The sequence below is a fragment of the Paraburkholderia haematera genome, from assembly GCF_905220975.1.
GTDB lineage: Bacteria > Pseudomonadota > Gammaproteobacteria > Burkholderiales > Burkholderiaceae > Paraburkholderia > Paraburkholderia haematera.
The window spans coordinates 1-16,718 of record NZ_CAJNBK010000014.1 but is presented as its reverse complement, the minus strand read 5'-3'; the positions used below and the strand labels follow the sequence as shown (position 1 = coordinate 16,718).

General features: G+C 61.6%; 15 protein-coding genes. 5 read left to right on the top strand and 10 right to left on the bottom strand.

Annotation, left to right across the window (positions count from 1 at the left end; translation table 11 throughout):
- Positions 1-2: 2 nt before the first annotated feature.
- The 5 genes from yjfF to KHO23_RS22175 form a co-directional block, all read right to left on the bottom strand.
- Positions 3-1,100, bottom strand: coding sequence for a galactofuranose ABC transporter, permease protein YjfF (gene yjfF / locus KHO23_RS22195; protein ID WP_211613382.1), 1,098 nt, complete (start codon positions 1,098-1,100; stop codon positions 3-5).
- Positions 1,097-2,128 (bottom strand): ABC transporter permease, encoded by a 1,032-nt coding sequence (locus KHO23_RS22190; RefSeq protein WP_211613381.1) that lies wholly within the window; start codon positions 2,126-2,128, stop codon positions 1,097-1,099. The genes yjfF and KHO23_RS22190 overlap by 4 nt, the downstream gene beginning before the upstream one ends.
- Complete coding sequence (locus KHO23_RS22185; RefSeq protein ID WP_211613380.1) at positions 2,125-3,735, bottom strand: sugar ABC transporter ATP-binding protein; 1,611 nt, start codon at positions 3,733-3,735, stop codon at positions 2,125-2,127. Before KHO23_RS22185 ends, KHO23_RS22190 begins: the two co-directional genes overlap by 4 nt.
- Positions 3,736-3,958: 223 nt before the next feature.
- The gene (locus KHO23_RS22180; protein WP_211613379.1) at positions 3,959-4,945 is read right to left on the bottom strand and encodes an ABC transporter substrate-binding protein; all 987 of its coding nucleotides are present in this window, start codon (positions 4,943-4,945) and stop codon (positions 3,959-3,961) included.
- 340 nt (positions 4,946-5,285) lie between these two features.
- Entirely contained in the window at positions 5,286-5,885 is a 600-nt protein-coding gene (locus KHO23_RS22175; protein ID WP_211613378.1) for an alpha-ketoglutarate-dependent dioxygenase AlkB family protein, read from the bottom strand.
- Positions 5,886-6,039: 154 nt separating this feature from the next.
- On the opposite strand from KHO23_RS22175, the gene KHO23_RS22170 reads away from it, so the two are divergent.
- The gene (locus KHO23_RS22170) at positions 6,040-6,624 is read left to right on the top strand and encodes a malonic semialdehyde reductase (protein WP_211613377.1); all 585 of its coding nucleotides are present in this window, start codon (positions 6,040-6,042) and stop codon (positions 6,622-6,624) included.
- 23 nt (positions 6,625-6,647) lie between these two features.
- Here KHO23_RS22170 and KHO23_RS22165 read toward each other — a convergent pair whose 3' ends face one another.
- A complete protein-coding gene (locus KHO23_RS22165) occupies positions 6,648-6,977 on the bottom strand; it encodes a hypothetical protein (RefSeq protein WP_211613376.1) in 330 nt (109 codons plus the stop codon).
- Positions 6,978-7,342: 365 nt separating this feature from the next.
- On the opposite strand from KHO23_RS22165, the gene KHO23_RS22160 reads away from it, so the two are divergent.
- On the top strand, positions 7,343-8,506 hold the full coding sequence (locus KHO23_RS22160) for a metallophosphoesterase (protein ID WP_211613375.1): 1,164 nt from the start codon (positions 7,343-7,345) through the stop codon (positions 8,504-8,506).
- A 122-nt stretch (positions 8,507-8,628) separates the two neighbouring features.
- On the opposite strand, the gene KHO23_RS22155 is transcribed toward KHO23_RS22160, so the two are convergent.
- Complete coding sequence (locus KHO23_RS22155; protein ID WP_211613489.1) at positions 8,629-9,153, bottom strand: hypothetical protein; 525 nt, start codon at positions 9,151-9,153, stop codon at positions 8,629-8,631.
- A gap of 659 nt (positions 9,154-9,812) precedes the next feature.
- On the opposite strand from KHO23_RS22155, the gene KHO23_RS22150 reads away from it, so the two are divergent.
- Entirely contained in the window at positions 9,813-10,520 is a 708-nt protein-coding gene (locus KHO23_RS22150) for an MgtC/SapB family protein (RefSeq protein ID WP_211613374.1), read from the top strand.
- Positions 10,521-10,681: 161 nt separating this feature from the next.
- Complete coding sequence (locus KHO23_RS22145; protein ID WP_028197420.1) at positions 10,682-10,936, top strand: GlsB/YeaQ/YmgE family stress response membrane protein; 255 nt, start codon at positions 10,682-10,684, stop codon at positions 10,934-10,936.
- Between the two features lie 65 nt (positions 10,937-11,001).
- On the opposite strand, the gene KHO23_RS22140 is transcribed toward KHO23_RS22145, so the two are convergent.
- The 3 genes from KHO23_RS22140 to KHO23_RS22130 form a co-directional block, all read right to left on the bottom strand.
- Positions 11,002-12,516, bottom strand: coding sequence for an acetyl-CoA hydrolase/transferase family protein (locus KHO23_RS22140; protein WP_211613373.1), 1,515 nt, complete (start codon positions 12,514-12,516; stop codon positions 11,002-11,004).
- Between the two features lie 183 nt (positions 12,517-12,699).
- Entirely contained in the window at positions 12,700-12,915 is a 216-nt protein-coding gene (locus KHO23_RS22135; RefSeq protein ID WP_211613372.1) for a hypothetical protein, read from the bottom strand.
- A gap of 170 nt (positions 12,916-13,085) precedes the next feature.
- Positions 13,086-15,251, bottom strand: coding sequence for an FUSC family protein (locus tag KHO23_RS22130; protein ID WP_211613371.1), 2,166 nt, complete (start codon positions 15,249-15,251; stop codon positions 13,086-13,088).
- Positions 15,252-15,450: 199 nt separating this feature from the next.
- Between KHO23_RS22130 and KHO23_RS22125 the strand changes: the two genes are divergently transcribed.
- Entirely contained in the window at positions 15,451-16,452 is a 1,002-nt protein-coding gene (locus KHO23_RS22125; RefSeq protein ID WP_211613370.1) for a LysR family transcriptional regulator, read from the top strand.
- The last annotated feature ends 266 nt before the right edge of the window (positions 16,453-16,718 follow it).

Here is a 16,718-nt window from a genome sequence, read left to right as displayed (position 1 = left end):
CGCTACAACGCCTGCTCCGGCGCGCGTCCGATCGCATGCGAATCGGACGCTGTTGCGTCGGCTCGCCCGCGCTCGCGGCCTGGCGTCACGACAGCGCCGGTGCCACCGGGACGTCGCGCCGATTTTGCATGCCGCTCGATCAGCCGTTGCAGCAGGCAGAACGCACACAGCAAGGCGCCGATCACGATGCGAGTCCACCACGAACTGAGCGTGCCGTCGAAGGTAATCAGCGCCTGGATCGTGCCCAGAATGCCGACGCCGAACAGCGAGCCGATCACATAGCCGACGCCGCCCGTCAGCAAGGTCCCGCCTATGACCGTCGCCGCGATCGCATCGAGTTCCATGCCCTGCCCCTGCAGGCCATAACCCGATAGGACGTAGAACGTGAACACCGCGCCGCCGAGCGCCGAACAGAATCCGCTCAGCGCATACACGCCGATCCGCGTACGCGCGACCGGCAAACCCATCAGCAACGCCGAGCGCGGATTGCCACCCACCGCATAGACGTTGCGGCCAAAACGCGTGAAATGCGCGACATAGATTGCCGCGACAAGCGTGACGAGCGCAATCAACACATTGGCGGTCACCGAACCGACGCCGATGTCGAGGCGAAACGCGGAAATCTTCTGGAACGTCGGATCGTTGATGGTGATCGACTGTGTCGTAATCAGAAAGCACAAGCCACGAGCGAAGAACATCCCGGCCAGCGTGACGATGAACGCCTGCAGACGGAAGAAGTGAATCAGCGCGCCCTGTACCGCGCCGAACACCGTCCCCATCATCAACACGATCGGCACGATCAGCCACACCGGCAGATGCCGATGTTCGGACAGCACCGCTTCGACGATGGTGGTCAGCGCCACCACCGAGCCCACCGACAGATCGATCCCGCCGGACACGATCACAAACGTCATCCCGATTGCGACGATCAGCAGGAAGGCGTTATCAACCAGCAGATCGAGCAGCACTTGCCACGAGAAAAAGCCGGTGTACATCACCGAGCCGAAACCGAACAGCGCGCAAAACAGGAGGATGGTGACGGCGATCGGCAGCGTGCGCGGATCGACAATATGGGCCCAGGCGTCGAGGAGTCGTCTCATCGCGCCACCCCGCGCTGCGTGAAGAGCGACATCGCGAGCGCACGCGCCGAGGGCGACTGGATCACGCTCACCGCGAGCACCACGGCCGCCTTGACGACGAGCGTCGCTTCCGGCGGTACGCCGATCGAATAGGTCGTGTAGGTGAGCGTCTGGATAATCAGCGCGCCCAGCACGGTGCCCGTCAAACTGAAGCGGCCGCCGAGCAGCGACGTTCCGCCGAGCGTCACCGCCAGAATCGCGTCGAGTTCGAGCAGCAGACCCGCGTTATTGCCATCGGCGCTGCGCACGTTCGAGCTGATGAGGATGCCCGCCATCGCGGCCGTCAATCCCGAGAAGCCGTACACCGCGAACACCAGTGCCTTCGAGCGCAGGCCGACAAGACGCGTCGCTACCGGATTGATGCCGATCGCGCGAATGAAGAGTCCGAGCGCCGTGCCTTCAACGAGCGCCGCGGTGGCCAGCACGGCCACGCTTGCGATCCACACGGAGCACGGCACACCAAGCCAGTAACCGCCGCCGACGAACAGATAGCCGGGTGCGCCGATCGGAATGATCTGCCCCGCCGTCAGCAATTGCGCTATGCCCCGGCCCGCAACCATCAGGATCAACGTGGCGATGATCGGCTGCATGCCGACGAACGACACCAGCAGCCCGTTCCACATGCCGCTCAATACGCCGACGATCAACGCCGCGATCAGGGCCTGCGCAATCAATCCGGCGCCCGGCGCGGGTTGCGTGGCGAGGATCGTGGCCGCGGCGGCGCCGGCAATTGCCACAACCGCGCCAACCGAAATATCGATACCGCGTGTGGCGATCACGAGCGTCATGCCGGTAGCGACCAGTACCAGCGGCGCCGCGCGATTCAGGACGTCGATCGGCGCGCCGAACAGGTGGCCCTCGAGCATCCGCAGCGACAAAAAATGCGGATTCACCCACAGGTTCAGGCCGCACAACAGCACCAGGGTGACACACGGCCAGATCAACGGGCGCTCCACACCATCGCGCACGAACCAGTTCGATAGCTTCATTCGGCGCTCCCCGCGATGAGTCGATAGATGTTGTCTTCGTTCGACGCCTTGCCGACCACTTCCGCGATCTTGCGGCGATCGCGCAATACCGCCACGCGATGGCTCACACGCAGCACCTCGCCGATCTCCGATGAGATGAACAGGATGCTCAGACCGTTCGCGCACAGCGCCAGCAAGCGGTCCATGATGTCGAACTTCGCGGCGACATCGATACCGCGCGTGGGTTCGTCGAGAATCAGCAGCTTGGGGTCGGTGGCAAGCCAGCGCGCGAGCAGCGCTTTCTGCTGGTTGCCGCCGGAAAGCAGCCCGATCGGCTGTTCGGCGTCGGTCGCCTTGATGCCGAGACGCTCGATCCACATGTCCGCGATTTCATGTGCGCGATTCCGTTTGATCTTGCGCCACCAGCCGCGCCGCGCCTGCAACGCCAGCAGAATGTTCTCGCGGATCGACAGTTCAGCGACGATTCCCTCTTTCTTGCGGTCTTCCGCGCAGTAGCCGATGCCGTGCCGCACGGCGTCCCGTGGCGAACGCAGCCGCACGAGCCGGCCCTCGATCAGGATGGTGCCGCTATCGGCACGGTCCGCCCCGAACAGCAGCCGCGCGGTCTCCGTGCGGCCCGAGCCCAGTAGACCGGCAAGCCCCAGGATCTGGCCCGGCTGCACGTCGAGGTCGACCGGTTGCAGCGTGCCGCGCCGTCCGACGCCACGCAGTTCGATGAACGGTTGAACCGCTTCCTTGCTTTGCGGCCCGTCGTACGCCGCGTGCCCAACATGCGCCGCTTCGCGCAGGCGCGCGCTCATGCGCTCGTGACCGACCATCTTCGCGACCAGCTGATCGGCCGGCAGATCGCGTGCGAGGTATTCGCCTTCACGCTCGCCGTTGCGCATCACTGTGATGCGATCTGAGATGGCATAGGTCTGCTCGATAAAATGCGTGACGAACAGAATGGCGATACCCGATTGCTTAAGATGCCGAAGTATTTTGAAAAGCTGCGCGACTTCGCTGTCGTCGAGGCTGGAGGTCGGCTCGTCGAGGATCAATACACGTGCGTCGACTGACAGCGCTCTGGCAATCGCCACCATCTGCTGCACGGCGATCGGGTAGGCGTCGAGCGATCGGGTGACGTCGAGCGAGACGTCGAGGCGGGCAAGCGCGGCCTGCGCGCGGCGCTTGATGTCGGGCCAATCGATCGCGCCAAACCGCTTGGGCTGCCTGCCCGCAAAAATGTTCTCCGCAACGGAGAGGTTCGGGCACAGGTTCACTTCCTGATACAGCGTGCGCACGCCGGCCGCCTCGGCCTCCTGTGGCGAGGCAAACGCCACCGTCTCGCCACCCAGGCGGATCGTGCCGGCATCGGGTGCGACCACGCCGGTCAGCACGTTGATCAGGGTGGATTTACCGGCGCCGTTCTGCCCCATCAGCGTATGGATCTCACCGGGAAAGAGGCGAAAGTCAACTTGCTGCAGCGCTTTCACGCCGGGGAACGTCTTGCTGACACCGGCCGTGGCCAGAATGGGTTCGAGTGCGTTCGAGGCAACGCCTGCGTGAGGCTCGTCCGTGATGCCCTTCATGGCCGGCGGATTGGGTTCCGATGCGGGATGCGTCATAGACCTCGCTCGATGGGCGGTGCGTTGGTCGGATGGGCTCAGGCGGGTCAAGTTGGACGCAACCCGATTCAGCGGAAAAGAGACCGCCCGTTGCCGAAGCAACCGGGCGGTCAGGCACCGCTGGAGAAACCCCTTCGATCTGTCCGTATTTCGCTTGTGTTCTACGTCTATCGTATGGATAGCTAATCAGTTAGCCACCCTACTCTGCCCAATACTGTGCGCCTCAGTACTTGCGCGTCGGCAGAGTCTGCGCTGCGACGCTCATCGGGAAGACGGTCTCTTCCGTCAGGATCCGCTTGGGCAGCGGCTTGCCGGCCACCACGTCCTTGACCGCCGACATCAGTTGCGGTCCCAGCAACGGACTGCACTCCACGTCGACGTTCATCTTGCCCGCGGCCATCGCCTGAAAGCCGCCCTTGGTCGCATCGAACGAGACGACGGTGATGTCCTTGCCCGGATGCATGCCGGCTTCTTCCATCGCCTGGATGGCGCCGAGCGCCATATCGTCGTTATGCGCATAAACTACATTTATTTTATTTCCATAAGTTTTTATAAACGCTTCCATCACCTGCTTGCCACCGGCAAGCGTGAAGTCTCCGCTTTGCGACGCGATGATCTTGAATTTGGGATCGCTTTTGATCACTTCGATCAGCCCGGAATGCCGGTCGTTGGCAGGCGCTGAGCCGACCGTTCCCTGAAGTTCGGCAATGTTGATGGGACCTTGATCATTTTTATAGTGATCCGCCAGCCAGTGACCGCCGCGCCGGCCCTCTTCCATGAAGTCCGAGCCGATCATCGTCACGTATAGAGACGTGTCTTTCACGTCGATGTTGCGGTCTGTCAGGATCACCGGGATTTTTGCGGCTTTCGCTTCCCGCAGCACCGGCTCCCAGCCGGATTCGACGACCGGAGAGAATGCGATCACATCGACTTTCTGCGCAATGTAGGAGCGGATCGCCTTGATCTGGTTTTCCTGCTTTTGCTGGGCGTCGGAAAATTTGAGCTTGATCTTCGCATCCGCCGCCGCGGACTTCACCGACTCGGTGTTGGCGGTTCGCCATGCGCTTTCCGCGCCGACCTGCGCGAAGCCGAGCGTGATCTGTTTGTCCTGCGCGTAAGCGCCCGGCGTTGTCAGCGCCAGCGCACCGATGCTCGAGCAAAGCGCGAGCGCGCCCAACGCACGGCATGCGGCGCGTCGTGTATTCGCCATGACTGTCTCCTGATCGTTGTTGTTCAAGCGATCCATCGAACCCGCCCGGCGTTCGCGGCCCTCACGGTGCGTGGATCGTGCTGTAGCGTAGTGTCTGGGGCGTTAACCGTCCAATCATATGATTCGCGTCGTCGATACCAATTTTGGTATAGCGCGCAGTCTGGGCTGTGGTGCGGACGTGGGCAATGCTGCGAGGTTCGCTCGAGTTCGGAAGGCGCTGGAGCATGGCGTTGGCGATGCTTTTTTATGCGCTTAAGTGCTCGACGTCGGAGTCGGGCGGGCGGTGAGTGGGCTTCGGGCTTCGGGCCGGCGACTAAACGGCCGACAGCTAACTTGCAAGCTAGCGGACTGCCCCGCGCGGCGTCACCCAACGAAACGTCAGATTGATTCGCTCGCCCGTGACACGCGGCTCCTTCGGCACACGATGCCGCCAGTTAGCCTGCGTGTCGCCCTTCATCGCCAGCAAGCTGCCGCCCTTCAGCGAAAACGACTGTACGACGCCGGTCCGGTTGTGCCGCAAGTCGAAAGTGCGCGCAACGCCCAGGCTGACCGACGCAATCACCGGCTGGGCGCCGAGCTCGGGCTCGCGGTCCGCGTGCCATCCCATGCTGTCCGTGCCGCTGCGGTAGCGGTTGATCAGTACGCTGTTGAAGCGCGCATGGCACGTCGCCTCCGCGGCGGCCCGCAGTTCGGCGACGGTCGGAGTCCACGGTTGCGGTACGTTGCGAATTCCGGAGTAGACGTAGACCGCATCCGGCTCGCCCTGCCAGGCAGTCAGCCGCGGCAGCGGCACACGGCCAGCTGGCGTGCCCATCATGTCCTGACGCCAAGCCACTTCGCTGACGAGTTGCGTCAACGCATGCGCCGCGGCCTCGGGCGAGAGCCACTCGGGATACCAGTCCACGTCGGGGACCGGAAGGTCATCGAAAAGGTCCGCCATGAGATTGCCTGAATGCGATTGCGCGCGCGAGTCGTGAACGATACGTGCGCGAGTGAAAACTCTGGCTATTATGGCGGCATCGACGACGGCGCTCACGCCTCTGGCTTGCGCTGTCATCCGTTTTCTCACTCTGCTACTTCAACGGATTTTCACCATGACGCTTTCCGATCAGGCTCTCAATCAACTCTTTCGCGAAGCGCGCACGCATAACGGCTGGCAGGCCAAACCGGTCGATGACGCCCTGCTCGAACAGCTCACCGAGCTCGTACTACTCGGGCCGACCTCGGCTAATTCGAGCCCCGGCCGCTTCGTCTTTGTGAAAACGCCCGAAGGCAAAGAAAAGCTGCGCCCGGCCTTGTCGCCGGGCAATCTCGAGAAAACGATGGCGGCGCCGGTCACGGTGATCGTCGGCATGGACATGGCGTTTTACGAGCATCTGCCGAAACTGTTTCCGCATGCCGACGCGCGCAGCTGGTTCGCGGGCAACGACAAGGCGATCGCGGATACGGCCTTTCGCAATTCGACGCTGCAAGGTGGCTATCTGATTCTCGCGGCCCGCGCGCTCGGTCTGGACACGGGTGCGATGTCGGGATTCGACGCCGCCAAAGTCGACGAGGCCTTCTTCTCCGGCACGACCGTGAAGTCGAACTTCCTGATCAATCTGGGCTACGGCGACCCGTCGAAGCTGTTCCCGCGCAGCCCGCGCTTCTCCTTCGACGAAGCCGCCCGGATCGTCTGACAGGCCTTAGGCCGCCAGTGCATTTAACTGAAGAGCGCCACGTAGAACACCACCGCGCCGATCACCGCACCGATAAAGCAGAAGCCTTCTTCGGCGTCGTCGCCATTGGAACGCAACCACGCGCCGACGACGCCGAACAGCCCCGCGATGCCGAGCGCGACGCATACCATCACCACGTCGAATAACGCACTTTTGCCCAGCTCGGAGAAGTCGAAGTTGCGCACGCCGAAGTACAAGCCGAGCGCCATCAACGATATGCCCACCAGCGGCAGCATGACGTGGCTGCCCTCTCGTCCGACGTGATGCCCATGAAGTCCGTGGCGTGCGTGATTGCCTGATCCAAGCAGTTTCATGATGCGCCTCCCGCCTCGCCCTCAATCGACGACAAATGAACCGTCTCAAGGACACGATTGCCCTGACGCAAGACGGTTCTATTTGAGAATAGTCCACCCGAAACGCAATTCATAGTCCATTTAATTAGGTGCCGCCGCAGGTCAGACGGCTGGCATGCGGCGAGGGAAACTGCTGCAATGCAATACCCATCTGGCGCGTCAGGCACGGACGTCTTCGGCCGCCCTTGGGCGCAAATCTGGCGCCGTCGGCAAGGGGGTGCACATCTCGGTAGAATGATCCGGCTCGTCCGCTTTTTTCTGGTTTCGGCGGCGAGACTCTGCCGTTGCTCCGTTCGTGTCGGCCCCTTCCCGCCTCTGTGCTCCCTATGCGCCGCTCATCGTTTCTTGTTCGCTTCATCCTGATTGGCATCCTGCTGCATATCTACGTCGGCTTTCGCCTGATTCCCGACGTGCCAGTCAATGCCGCCGGCCGATGGCTCTGCGCGTTGTGGCTCGTGTTGTCGATCTTTCTGATACCGCTCGGCATGCTGGCGCGCACCATCAAGCAGCAGCCGCTCAGTGACCGCCTCGCGTGGGTCGGCCTGCTGGCCATGGGCTTCTTCTCGTCGCTGCTGGTCCTGACGCTCGCGCGCGACCTGGCGCTCGCCTCGCTGCTCACTGTCGATGCAATCTGGCCGAATACGATTGCCATCGCGCACTGGCGCATCGGCTCGGCGGCAGCGGTACCGTTGCTTGCGCTGCTCTCGACACTCGTCGGCCTGTTCAACGCACGGCGCCGCGCCAGGGTGGTAACGATCGAGGTGCCGATCGACGATTTGCCGGCAGCGCTCAACGGCTTCACGATTGTCCAGATCAGCGATATCCACGTTGGCCCGACCATTAAAGGCCGCTATGTGGACGCGATCGTCGACGCGGTGAATCGTCTGAAGCCGGATCTGATTGCGGTCACCGGCGACGTGGTAGATGGCAGCGTGCCGCAACTGACCCGGCACACGCAGCCCCTGTCGCGGCTCAGTGCGCGTCACGGCGCGTTTCTCGTGACCGGCAACCACGAGTATTACGCCGGCGCAAACGCCTGGATCGACGAATTCCGGCGCCTGGGGTTGAACGTCCTGCTTAACGAGCATGTGATCGTGGAACACGACGGTGCGCGTGCCGTGATTGCCGGGGTGACCGATTACTCGGCGGGCCATCATGACCCCTTGCATCGCAGCGACCCGGTTGCGGCCATCGCCGGCGCGCCTGGCGACGTGCTGATCAAAGTCCTGCTCGCACACCAGCCGCGCTCGGCCGAAGCAGCCGCAGCGGCAGGTTTCACGCTACAACTGTCCGGCCATACGCACGGCGGCCAGTTCTTCCCGTGGAATTTCTTTGTGCGGTTCCAGCAGCCATTCACGGCCGGTCTCGCACGGCTGAACGGCCTGTGGGTCTACACGAGTCGCGGCACCGGCTACTGGGGACCGCCGAAGCGCCTGGGGGCTCCCTCGGAAATCACACGACTGCGCCTCGTGCCCGGTGAGCCCGACTGAAGCGTCGATCCAGGCGCCAGGTATCACCGCGCCGAGGTTGTGTTGGATTGCGCGAAAAAAAGCGGATGCCTGTAAAGGACATCCGCGCTCCGGCTCTGATGCGCCGCTTCATCCAGATTGACTTACTGCGCGGGCGCCACGGCCACGCTGACCTGCGGAGCGTATGCCACCGACACTTGCATACCCGGCGTTACGCCGGCGACCTTTGCCGGCTCGCGGCCCTGGATATGAAACACCCCGCCATTCTGGTCCTTCAAGGCCATGATGCCGGACGCGTGGTCGACGGCTTGAACTTCGGCAGTCACGTTCTGTGCAGTGTTCTGATGTACCGGTTGAACAGCCGTGCCGTGGCCGTCGGCACCACGCGTAACGCTGACCACGGCGTTGCGCATCATGCGGATGTGGATCTTGCCGCCCTGCTTGATCTGCGCCAGGTTGCTCGTATCGGTGATGTTGAACGAAGCTTCGCCGCCCTGTGCGTCGATCACGGTCACTGAATGTTTGGCCTGATCGACCGATTTCACGACACCGTCGGCCTGCAGCGTGCTGCTGCCTTCAAACGGCGCGGGCAGGCCTGCGGCGAACGACACGAGGGGAGCCGCAGCAATCAATGCACCGGCAATGATGCCAAGAGCTTTATCTTTCATATATTCCTCAATTGGGTAAACAGCGGAAAAGAGATGATGTCGCGCGGATCGGATGCGCTTGGCATAGCGCGAGGGCAACCGAAAAATTCTGGGCGAAACCGTGAGAGGTAAAACGCGGATTGAGCGCCAAAACGCACGACGAGTTTCGAAGTGTTCCAACAGTGTGTTTTCCGGGATGAACACCGTCAACATTCGGAGTCCGTATTTACGCGAGGAAAATTCTGAGTTTGCCTCGGGAGAATCGGCGTGCATCGGATAATTCGTTCCGCCTCCCTGCTTCGTTGCGGCTTGACTTAACTTTGCAGAATTGCCTAAAATTCGCCCAGTTCATTTAACCGGAATCACGATCTTGGACAGTAGCAGTAGAACCAGTCGAGCTTCGATTCGCCCGATCGCCTGATCGGCAAGATTTCCGCGCCAGCCTTTGCCTGTCGCCGTCTTGCCTTCGGGCCCGACGGTGTACGTCGTCTATACCCTCGTACTGCCAGTGAAGCGCCGCATGGCTCGATGCCCGGCTGTCGCTCCATGACTTTCCCGCGCGCGAGCTTTGGCTCGCCTGCCTCGTCACGCCTGACCGCCGCCGCGCTCCACGTGCGGATACGCGGCTGTCACGCGTAAGGTTCACACTGTGCGAACACGCGCCTCAACCTTTCTTACCGATGACAATTGAATTCGCCCTGCGGCTCCTTGCCGCCTTCAGCTGCGGTGTCGCGATCGGCCTCGAACGGCAGATGCGCCAGCGCAACGCCGGCCTGCGGACCATCACGCTGGTCGCCAGCGGCGCGTGCCTGTTCGTCACGCTCGGCGTGCTGACCGGCAACGGCACGGCCGGTATCACGCAGATTGCGGCGTATGTCGTATCCGGCGTCGGCTTTCTCGGCGGCGGCGTGATCATGCGCGACAAGGGCTCCATTCAGGGGATCAACACCGCCGCGACTTTATGGTGTTCGGCGGCGGTCGGCGTATTGTGCGGTGCGGGGCATTACGGCCCGGCGCTCGCCGGCACCGGGGTCGTCCTGCTGACCAATACGGTGCTGCGTGATGTGAGCCGTATGATCAACGCGACGCCTGTGTCGAACGCGGATCTGGTGCGCGAGTATATGCTGACGATCGTATGCCGGGCGGCTGACGAGATTCACATTCGTACCGCGGTATCCAACTCGATGTATTCCACACCGCTATCGTTCCAGAGCCTGACCAGCGAAGACGTCGAAGACGACACGGAACGCATTCGCGTTACGGCAACCTTAAAGCTGCATCCGAAAGATCAGCCGAAGCTTGAGCAAATGGCGAGCCGCATCAGCATGGAAAAGAGCGTATCGAGCGTCAGCTGGACAGCCAAAGAAGCGGAGCCGACGCCGGAGTGAGCCCCACGCGTAAGCTCCCCATATTCGCGCGCATCGTCTACACTTAGCTTGCAATAGATTTAGACAATGTTAATTTCACGTCCTGAATATGGACTGTCCCATAACCTTCGACTAAGCTCTGTCACCGTGAATTTTTCACACTCAACCATGGAGTCTCGATTATGGAACACGGCATCATTGCATGGCTCATCATCGGCGCGATCGCCGGCTGGCTTGCCGGTGTGCTCGTCAAGGGCGGCGGTTTCGGCCTGATCGTCGACATCATCGTCGGGATTGTCGGCGCATTCATCGGCGGCTGGCTTGCCGGTGTGCTGCACATTTCGCTCGGCGGCGGCTGGATCGGTTCGATCATTACCGCTGTGATCGGCGCCGTCATTCTGCTGTTTCTTATCCGGCTTGTCCGGCGCGGTACCTGAGCGTAGCACCTGATGTCTTACGGCGTCGGCGGCGAATGCCACCTGACGCCGGCTTTACCAAGTATTTAGAGAGACGCCTCCACTGCCGGCAACATCGAGCCGGTGTCACGCAGCCGTGTATGCCAGGCGAAAGCCTGGTCCAACCGATGCGGCGTTTGCCCACCCCATTGCAAGGCCTCCCGATAGTAGTCGCGAAGCAGATCGCGATAGAGCGGATGCGCGCAATTCTCAATGATTAGCGCAGCGCGTTCTCGTGGCGCCAGTCCGCGCAGATCGGCGAGACCCTGCTCTGTCACAACCACGTCCACATCGTGCTCGTTGTGATCGCAGTGCGGCACCATCGGCACGACACTCGAAATGCGGCCTCCCTTCGCCATCGATTTCGTCGCAAAGATCGCGCATGACGCGTTACGCGCGAAATCGCCCGAGCCGCCAATGCCATTCATCATGTGCGTGCCGCCCACGTGCGTGGAATTCACATTGCCGTAGATGTCGAACTCCAATGCGGTGTTCAACGCGATCAGACCGAGGCGGCGAATCACCTCAGGATGGTTGCTGACCTCCTGCGGGCGCAGCACCAGGCGATCGCGATAGCGCTCGAGTTCACCGAACACTTGCGCCTGACGCGCGGCGGACAGCGTGATCGACGCACCCGAGGCGAACGTCACCTTGCCGGCGTCCATCAGGTCGAAGGTCGAATCCTGCAGCACTTCTGAGTAAATTTCGAAGGCGTCGAAAGGTGAATCGACAAAGCCGGCCAGCACCGCATTGGCAATCGTGCCGATGCCCGCCTGCAGCGGCGGTAACTGATGAAGCATGCGCCCGCGTGACACTTCATGCTGGAAGAATTCGATCAGATGGCCGGCGATCAGCTCGGTTTCCGTATCCGCCGGCAGTACCGTGGACGGGCTGTCCGCCTTATCTGTAATCACAATCGCCGCGATCTTATCTAGCGGGATTTCGATCGCTTGCGTGCCGACACGGTCTTGCGGACGCACGATCGGCAGCGGTTCCCGATTCGGCCTGCGGCCCGGAATCCAGATGTCGTGCAGTCCCTCGAGGGCGAGCGGCTGAGCAAGATTGATTTCGACGATGACCTTATCGGCGAGGATCGCGAAGCTGGCCGAGTTGCCGACTGAAGTGGTCGGCACAATGCCGCCGGTTTCGGTGATCGCCACGGCTTCGATAATGGCGACATCGAGTTTGCCGAGCTGATTTGCGCGCAGCATCTCGACTGTTTCAGACAGATGTTGATCGACGAACATCACCTCGCCGCGATTGATTGCATCGCGCAAGGTCTTGTCGACCTGAAACGGCAAGCGGCGCGCCAACACATGCGCCTCAGTGAGCATGCGATCCACGTCATGACCGAGCGATGCGCCGGTCATCAACGTAATTTGCAGCGGCTTGCCTTCCTGACGGGCCCGCTCGGCGAGCGCGACAGGGACAGCTTTGGCGTCGCCCGCGCGCGTAAAGCCGCTGGCGCCGACGCGCATGCCGTCCCGAATCAGAAGCGCCGCCTCGGCGGCTGAAGTGATTTTTCCGCTCAGCGCGGAGCAACGAATCCGGTCTTGGTACATGAAACTGAGTCTCTCCATAGTCATCAGTCCGGTCTACCGGTGCGCACGTCTGCGGTGTGCTTCGCTCAGTAGCCAGATTGTCACGCCAGCCGCGGCGTCTCGATGGAACGGCGTCGCGGCGAGGCGTTTCGTCACGTGCAAAATCCCCGCGACAGGTACAGCGAGTGTTGCTCGTGGCGCTGCCTAGCTGCCGAAGTAGATCGTGCAAAAGCTCACGGGCCCGACGCACTCTTCAGCTTTGACCTTCGGTGCAACGACACTGCCTTGCGCGGCGACGCTATTGGCGCGCGGCGCATTCGCCTGTGCGACCTGTTGTTCCGGCGCGGCCGGCGCCGTCTGCGCATGAGCGACGATAGCGGACATAGAGCAGGCAATCAGAGCAATCTTCAACACATTCATTTCGTTCTCCAGTACTTACGGTTACCGCCGGTAGGAAGTCCCCTTGGGAGACTGCGTGGCAGTGATAAAACTATATGACCGCCACCTGCGCAGATAAACGGGTCTGGACGGAAGTGATCTTTCCATCTGACAGAAAGATCGAGGCGCGCGCCCGATCCAAAGCACCTGGATCAACGCGCATTGAAAGGTGCGTCTTTGTCGAGCAACGCTGTACGGATGAAGTGCAGGCAGCTCAGAATGCGCTGCAGGTCGTGCCGCTTGTCGCGGTCGGCATGAACGGTTTCCAGTACGTCCTGCGCGATCCACGTGGCCGAGCGCACGGATACGAGCGTTTGCTCGAGAGCACGCACGTCCGGCCGCTCGAAAAGCCGCGCGAGGTCATCGCAAGTCCGCGCGAGGCTGCTGCTCCAGCGCGAATGAAGAACCTGTACATAACCGGCACGCGCTGCTTCATTGCGCAGATCGATCACAGCGTGCCCGACTTCGAGCGTGACGAGCATCCAGCGCAAGGCATCACGGCGGCGTCGGGAGCGGCGTGTCAATAGCATGCGCAACTGCGCGGTCAGATCGTGCGTGCTCGACTGAAAGCGCTGATTGAGTCCGGGCAGTTCGTCCTTGCAGGCAGAGACGACCTGCGCGCGCAAATCACCCTTGATTCGCTCAGTGAGCCACGGCATATCCGCGGGAAACACGACCGCGAAAACGATCGCAGCAAGCAACAGCGACGCAGTGATCGCAATGCCGTTGTTGATCAGCAGATCGGGCGCATAGGTGACGACGTTGTCCGGCCCGGCGAGCAGGCAGAAGAACACCGAAAAACCGATGCCAAACCCTGCCGCGCGCTTACGAGACGCGATGAAGGCGCCGAGTGCAAGCACCGGGGCGAGTGTCGCGCCAAGCAGCGGAAAACCGTCGATGCCGGGATACACGTAGCACGTGAAAAGGTAGCCCGTCATGGTCGCCAGCACGGTGCCGACCGCCATCTGCACAGCCATTTTCGATGCATTTGGCGCAGTCGACGTCAACGCACAGACCAGCGCCGCGCCGATTACCGCCAGGCCGCCGCTGGGCCAGTCGGTAGCGATCCAGAACCAGCCGGCGATCGCCATGATCACTGCCGACCGTGCAAAGGTAAACGCGACCACAAAGCCATTTGTCCTGCTCACGTAGCGCCCGGCGATACGCTGCCCGGCGCCCGGCTTGCGCCGCGCCAACGATGCGTAAGTCTCGGAGTAACGGATCCATTCGCCGACGAACCGATAGAGCAATTCTGCGGCCGTATCGAAGTCCGCCAGCGATTCAGCGGGAGCGGCTTCCAGCGGCCGTCTCGTTTCGCGTACACGCCTTGGCAAGCCGGCTTGAAAAAACCGCATACGTGCTGCTGTGCGTGATGCCTCGACGTCCGCTTCCTGAGTAGACGCCAGCAGTGCCGACAACTCTCGGAAGTACGGTGTGATAGCGTCAACCATCCGGCTCGGGCCGCCAGCGCGTAGACGTTTGAGCAGCTGGTGCAGCGCATGCAGTCGCGCGCAGGCGTCCATGAACTCGCCGTTCAGACGGCCGAGATGCTGGCTGCGAGAGCGCATGGCCGGATCTTCGAACGCGGCAAATATTCGCGTCGCTTCAAACCCAACAATCTCGTCGACGAGGTCCGCAAAGCGCCGTTCAAACTGGCCGCGTTCGATTCCACGACCCAGCACCGCGGCAGCGAACGCAGTAAAATTTGTATATCGAATGTGGAGCGTGCGCCGCAATACAAGACTGGAACGTTGCGGCACGATCAGTGCGCTCACGGCACTCGAACACACGATGCCGACTGCCACCTCCGCCGCGCGCGTGAGCGCCGCCAGAAACAGGTCATGAGGCGCCGTGACATTCGGGATGCCGATCAGAGCGGCGGTATAACCTGCCAGCACAAAGCCGTACCATCTGAAATGCCGATACCGGACCGCTGCCGCGATACAGGCGCTCACCCAACCGATCATGCCGAGCATGTACAACTCGGGCTGCTGGACGAACAGCGCGCCGAGCACCAGCGCGGCAATCGTACCCACCGCTGTACCGAGAATCCGATAGAAACTCTTGGCGAGCACCATGCCGCTAAACGGCTGCATCAGCACGAACACCGTGGTCATCGCGATTCGCGGCTGCTGGAGATCCAGCAACATGGCAATGCCCAGTGCCAGCAGACCCGCCGTGACCGTTTTCAGCAGATGCAGCCAGATCAGACCGTCGCTATTTGCCCAGTCGCGAATGGCCGGACTGAGCGTCGGCAACATGACGCTCCACGGCCCGCGGGAATCCGCCGTCGGTTTGATCGCATGCTGGCGTTTCATCAGAAAGCAACGCGTCCCGGTTTGTCGCTGAAAGAGGCACCGGTGAACGCTGCGCACACCGGCAGGCAAGGCGCCGATTGTAGGACCATGCGCTGCGCGCATTAATAGGACGGGCGCGGAACGACCCTTCCAGATCGAACAACAATGGGCTTGCGGGACAGGCGGACAATACGGCTTCTGCCGTGAAATAGAAGGATCGATGGATACGTTACAAAATATGCGAGTGTTCGTGCGCGTGGTTGAAGCCGGTAGCTTTACCGCCGCCGCGCTGTCACTCAACTCGACGACTGGGGCGATGTCCCGCGCGGTCTCTGAACTCGAGGCTCATCTGCGTACACGCTTGCTGAACCGGTCGACGCGGCGGCTCGCGCTCACCACTGCAGGCGAGCGTTACCTGAAGCGATCTCAACAGATCCTTGCCGATGTCGATACAGCGGAAGAAGAGGCAAGTTGCGCGCACGAACGCCCGAGCGGCGCGTTGCGCATGCACAGCTTTGCCAGCATCGGGCAGCATTACGTGCTGCCGGCCATCTCGCGCTATCGCGCGCTTTATCCCGAAGTGACCGTCGAACTGACGTTGTCGCAGCGCATGCCCGACCTGTTCGAAGGCAGCGCCGACGTTGCGGTGATCGGCGCCTCGACTCTGCCGAATTCCGAGCTCGTGTCGCTCCCTCTCGGTACAACTTTCAGCATTCTGTGCGCATCGCCTGCTTACGTGCGCGCTCATGGCGCGCCGCAACAGCCATGTGACCTGGCTCATCACGAGTGTCTGATCCTGCACACGCCGGCATTTCCGCCCCACGAATGGGTACTCGACGGCCCCAATGGCAGCGAAATGATGGAAGTGAACGGACCCGTGCATGTGAATATCGCGGAATCGCTGATCGTCGCGATTCGCGAGGGAATGGGCATTGGTATGGTGCCGCTGTATGCGGCCATCACCGGGTTGCGTGACGGGTCGTTAGTCCGTGTGTTGCCTGAATATACGCTGCAGAAGATGAACGTTTATGCGCTGTATCCGTCACGCAAGTTCATCGATGCGAAGACGCGAACGTGGGTTGAGTTCTTACGTACGCATCTGCCGAAGGTGATTGCACGCGACGAGGCGTTGCTTGCAGAAGTCGGCCAGATGGTTGCAGGTGATGGCGTGGCGCCTGTGGGCGCGGCCAGCACTGGGGACGGAGACGTCGCTGCGCGCTGACGCGGATTTTGAATCTAAAGAGCAGGCCGGACCCGTGTAAGGCAGCGACGCGGATAGTGAAGTGGCGGACCATGTGTGATGGCGTCTATGGTCCGCCAGACAGCGGCGATGTTTTTTTGTGCCTGTTTTTTACGGCCGTAAACGCAAAAACCCCGCCTTTTCGGGGTGGGGTTTCTGTCTGCTGCTAGGGAGCCTGACGATTACCTACTTTCACACGGGAATCCGCACTATCATCGGCGTGGAGTCGTTTCACGGTCCTGTTCGGG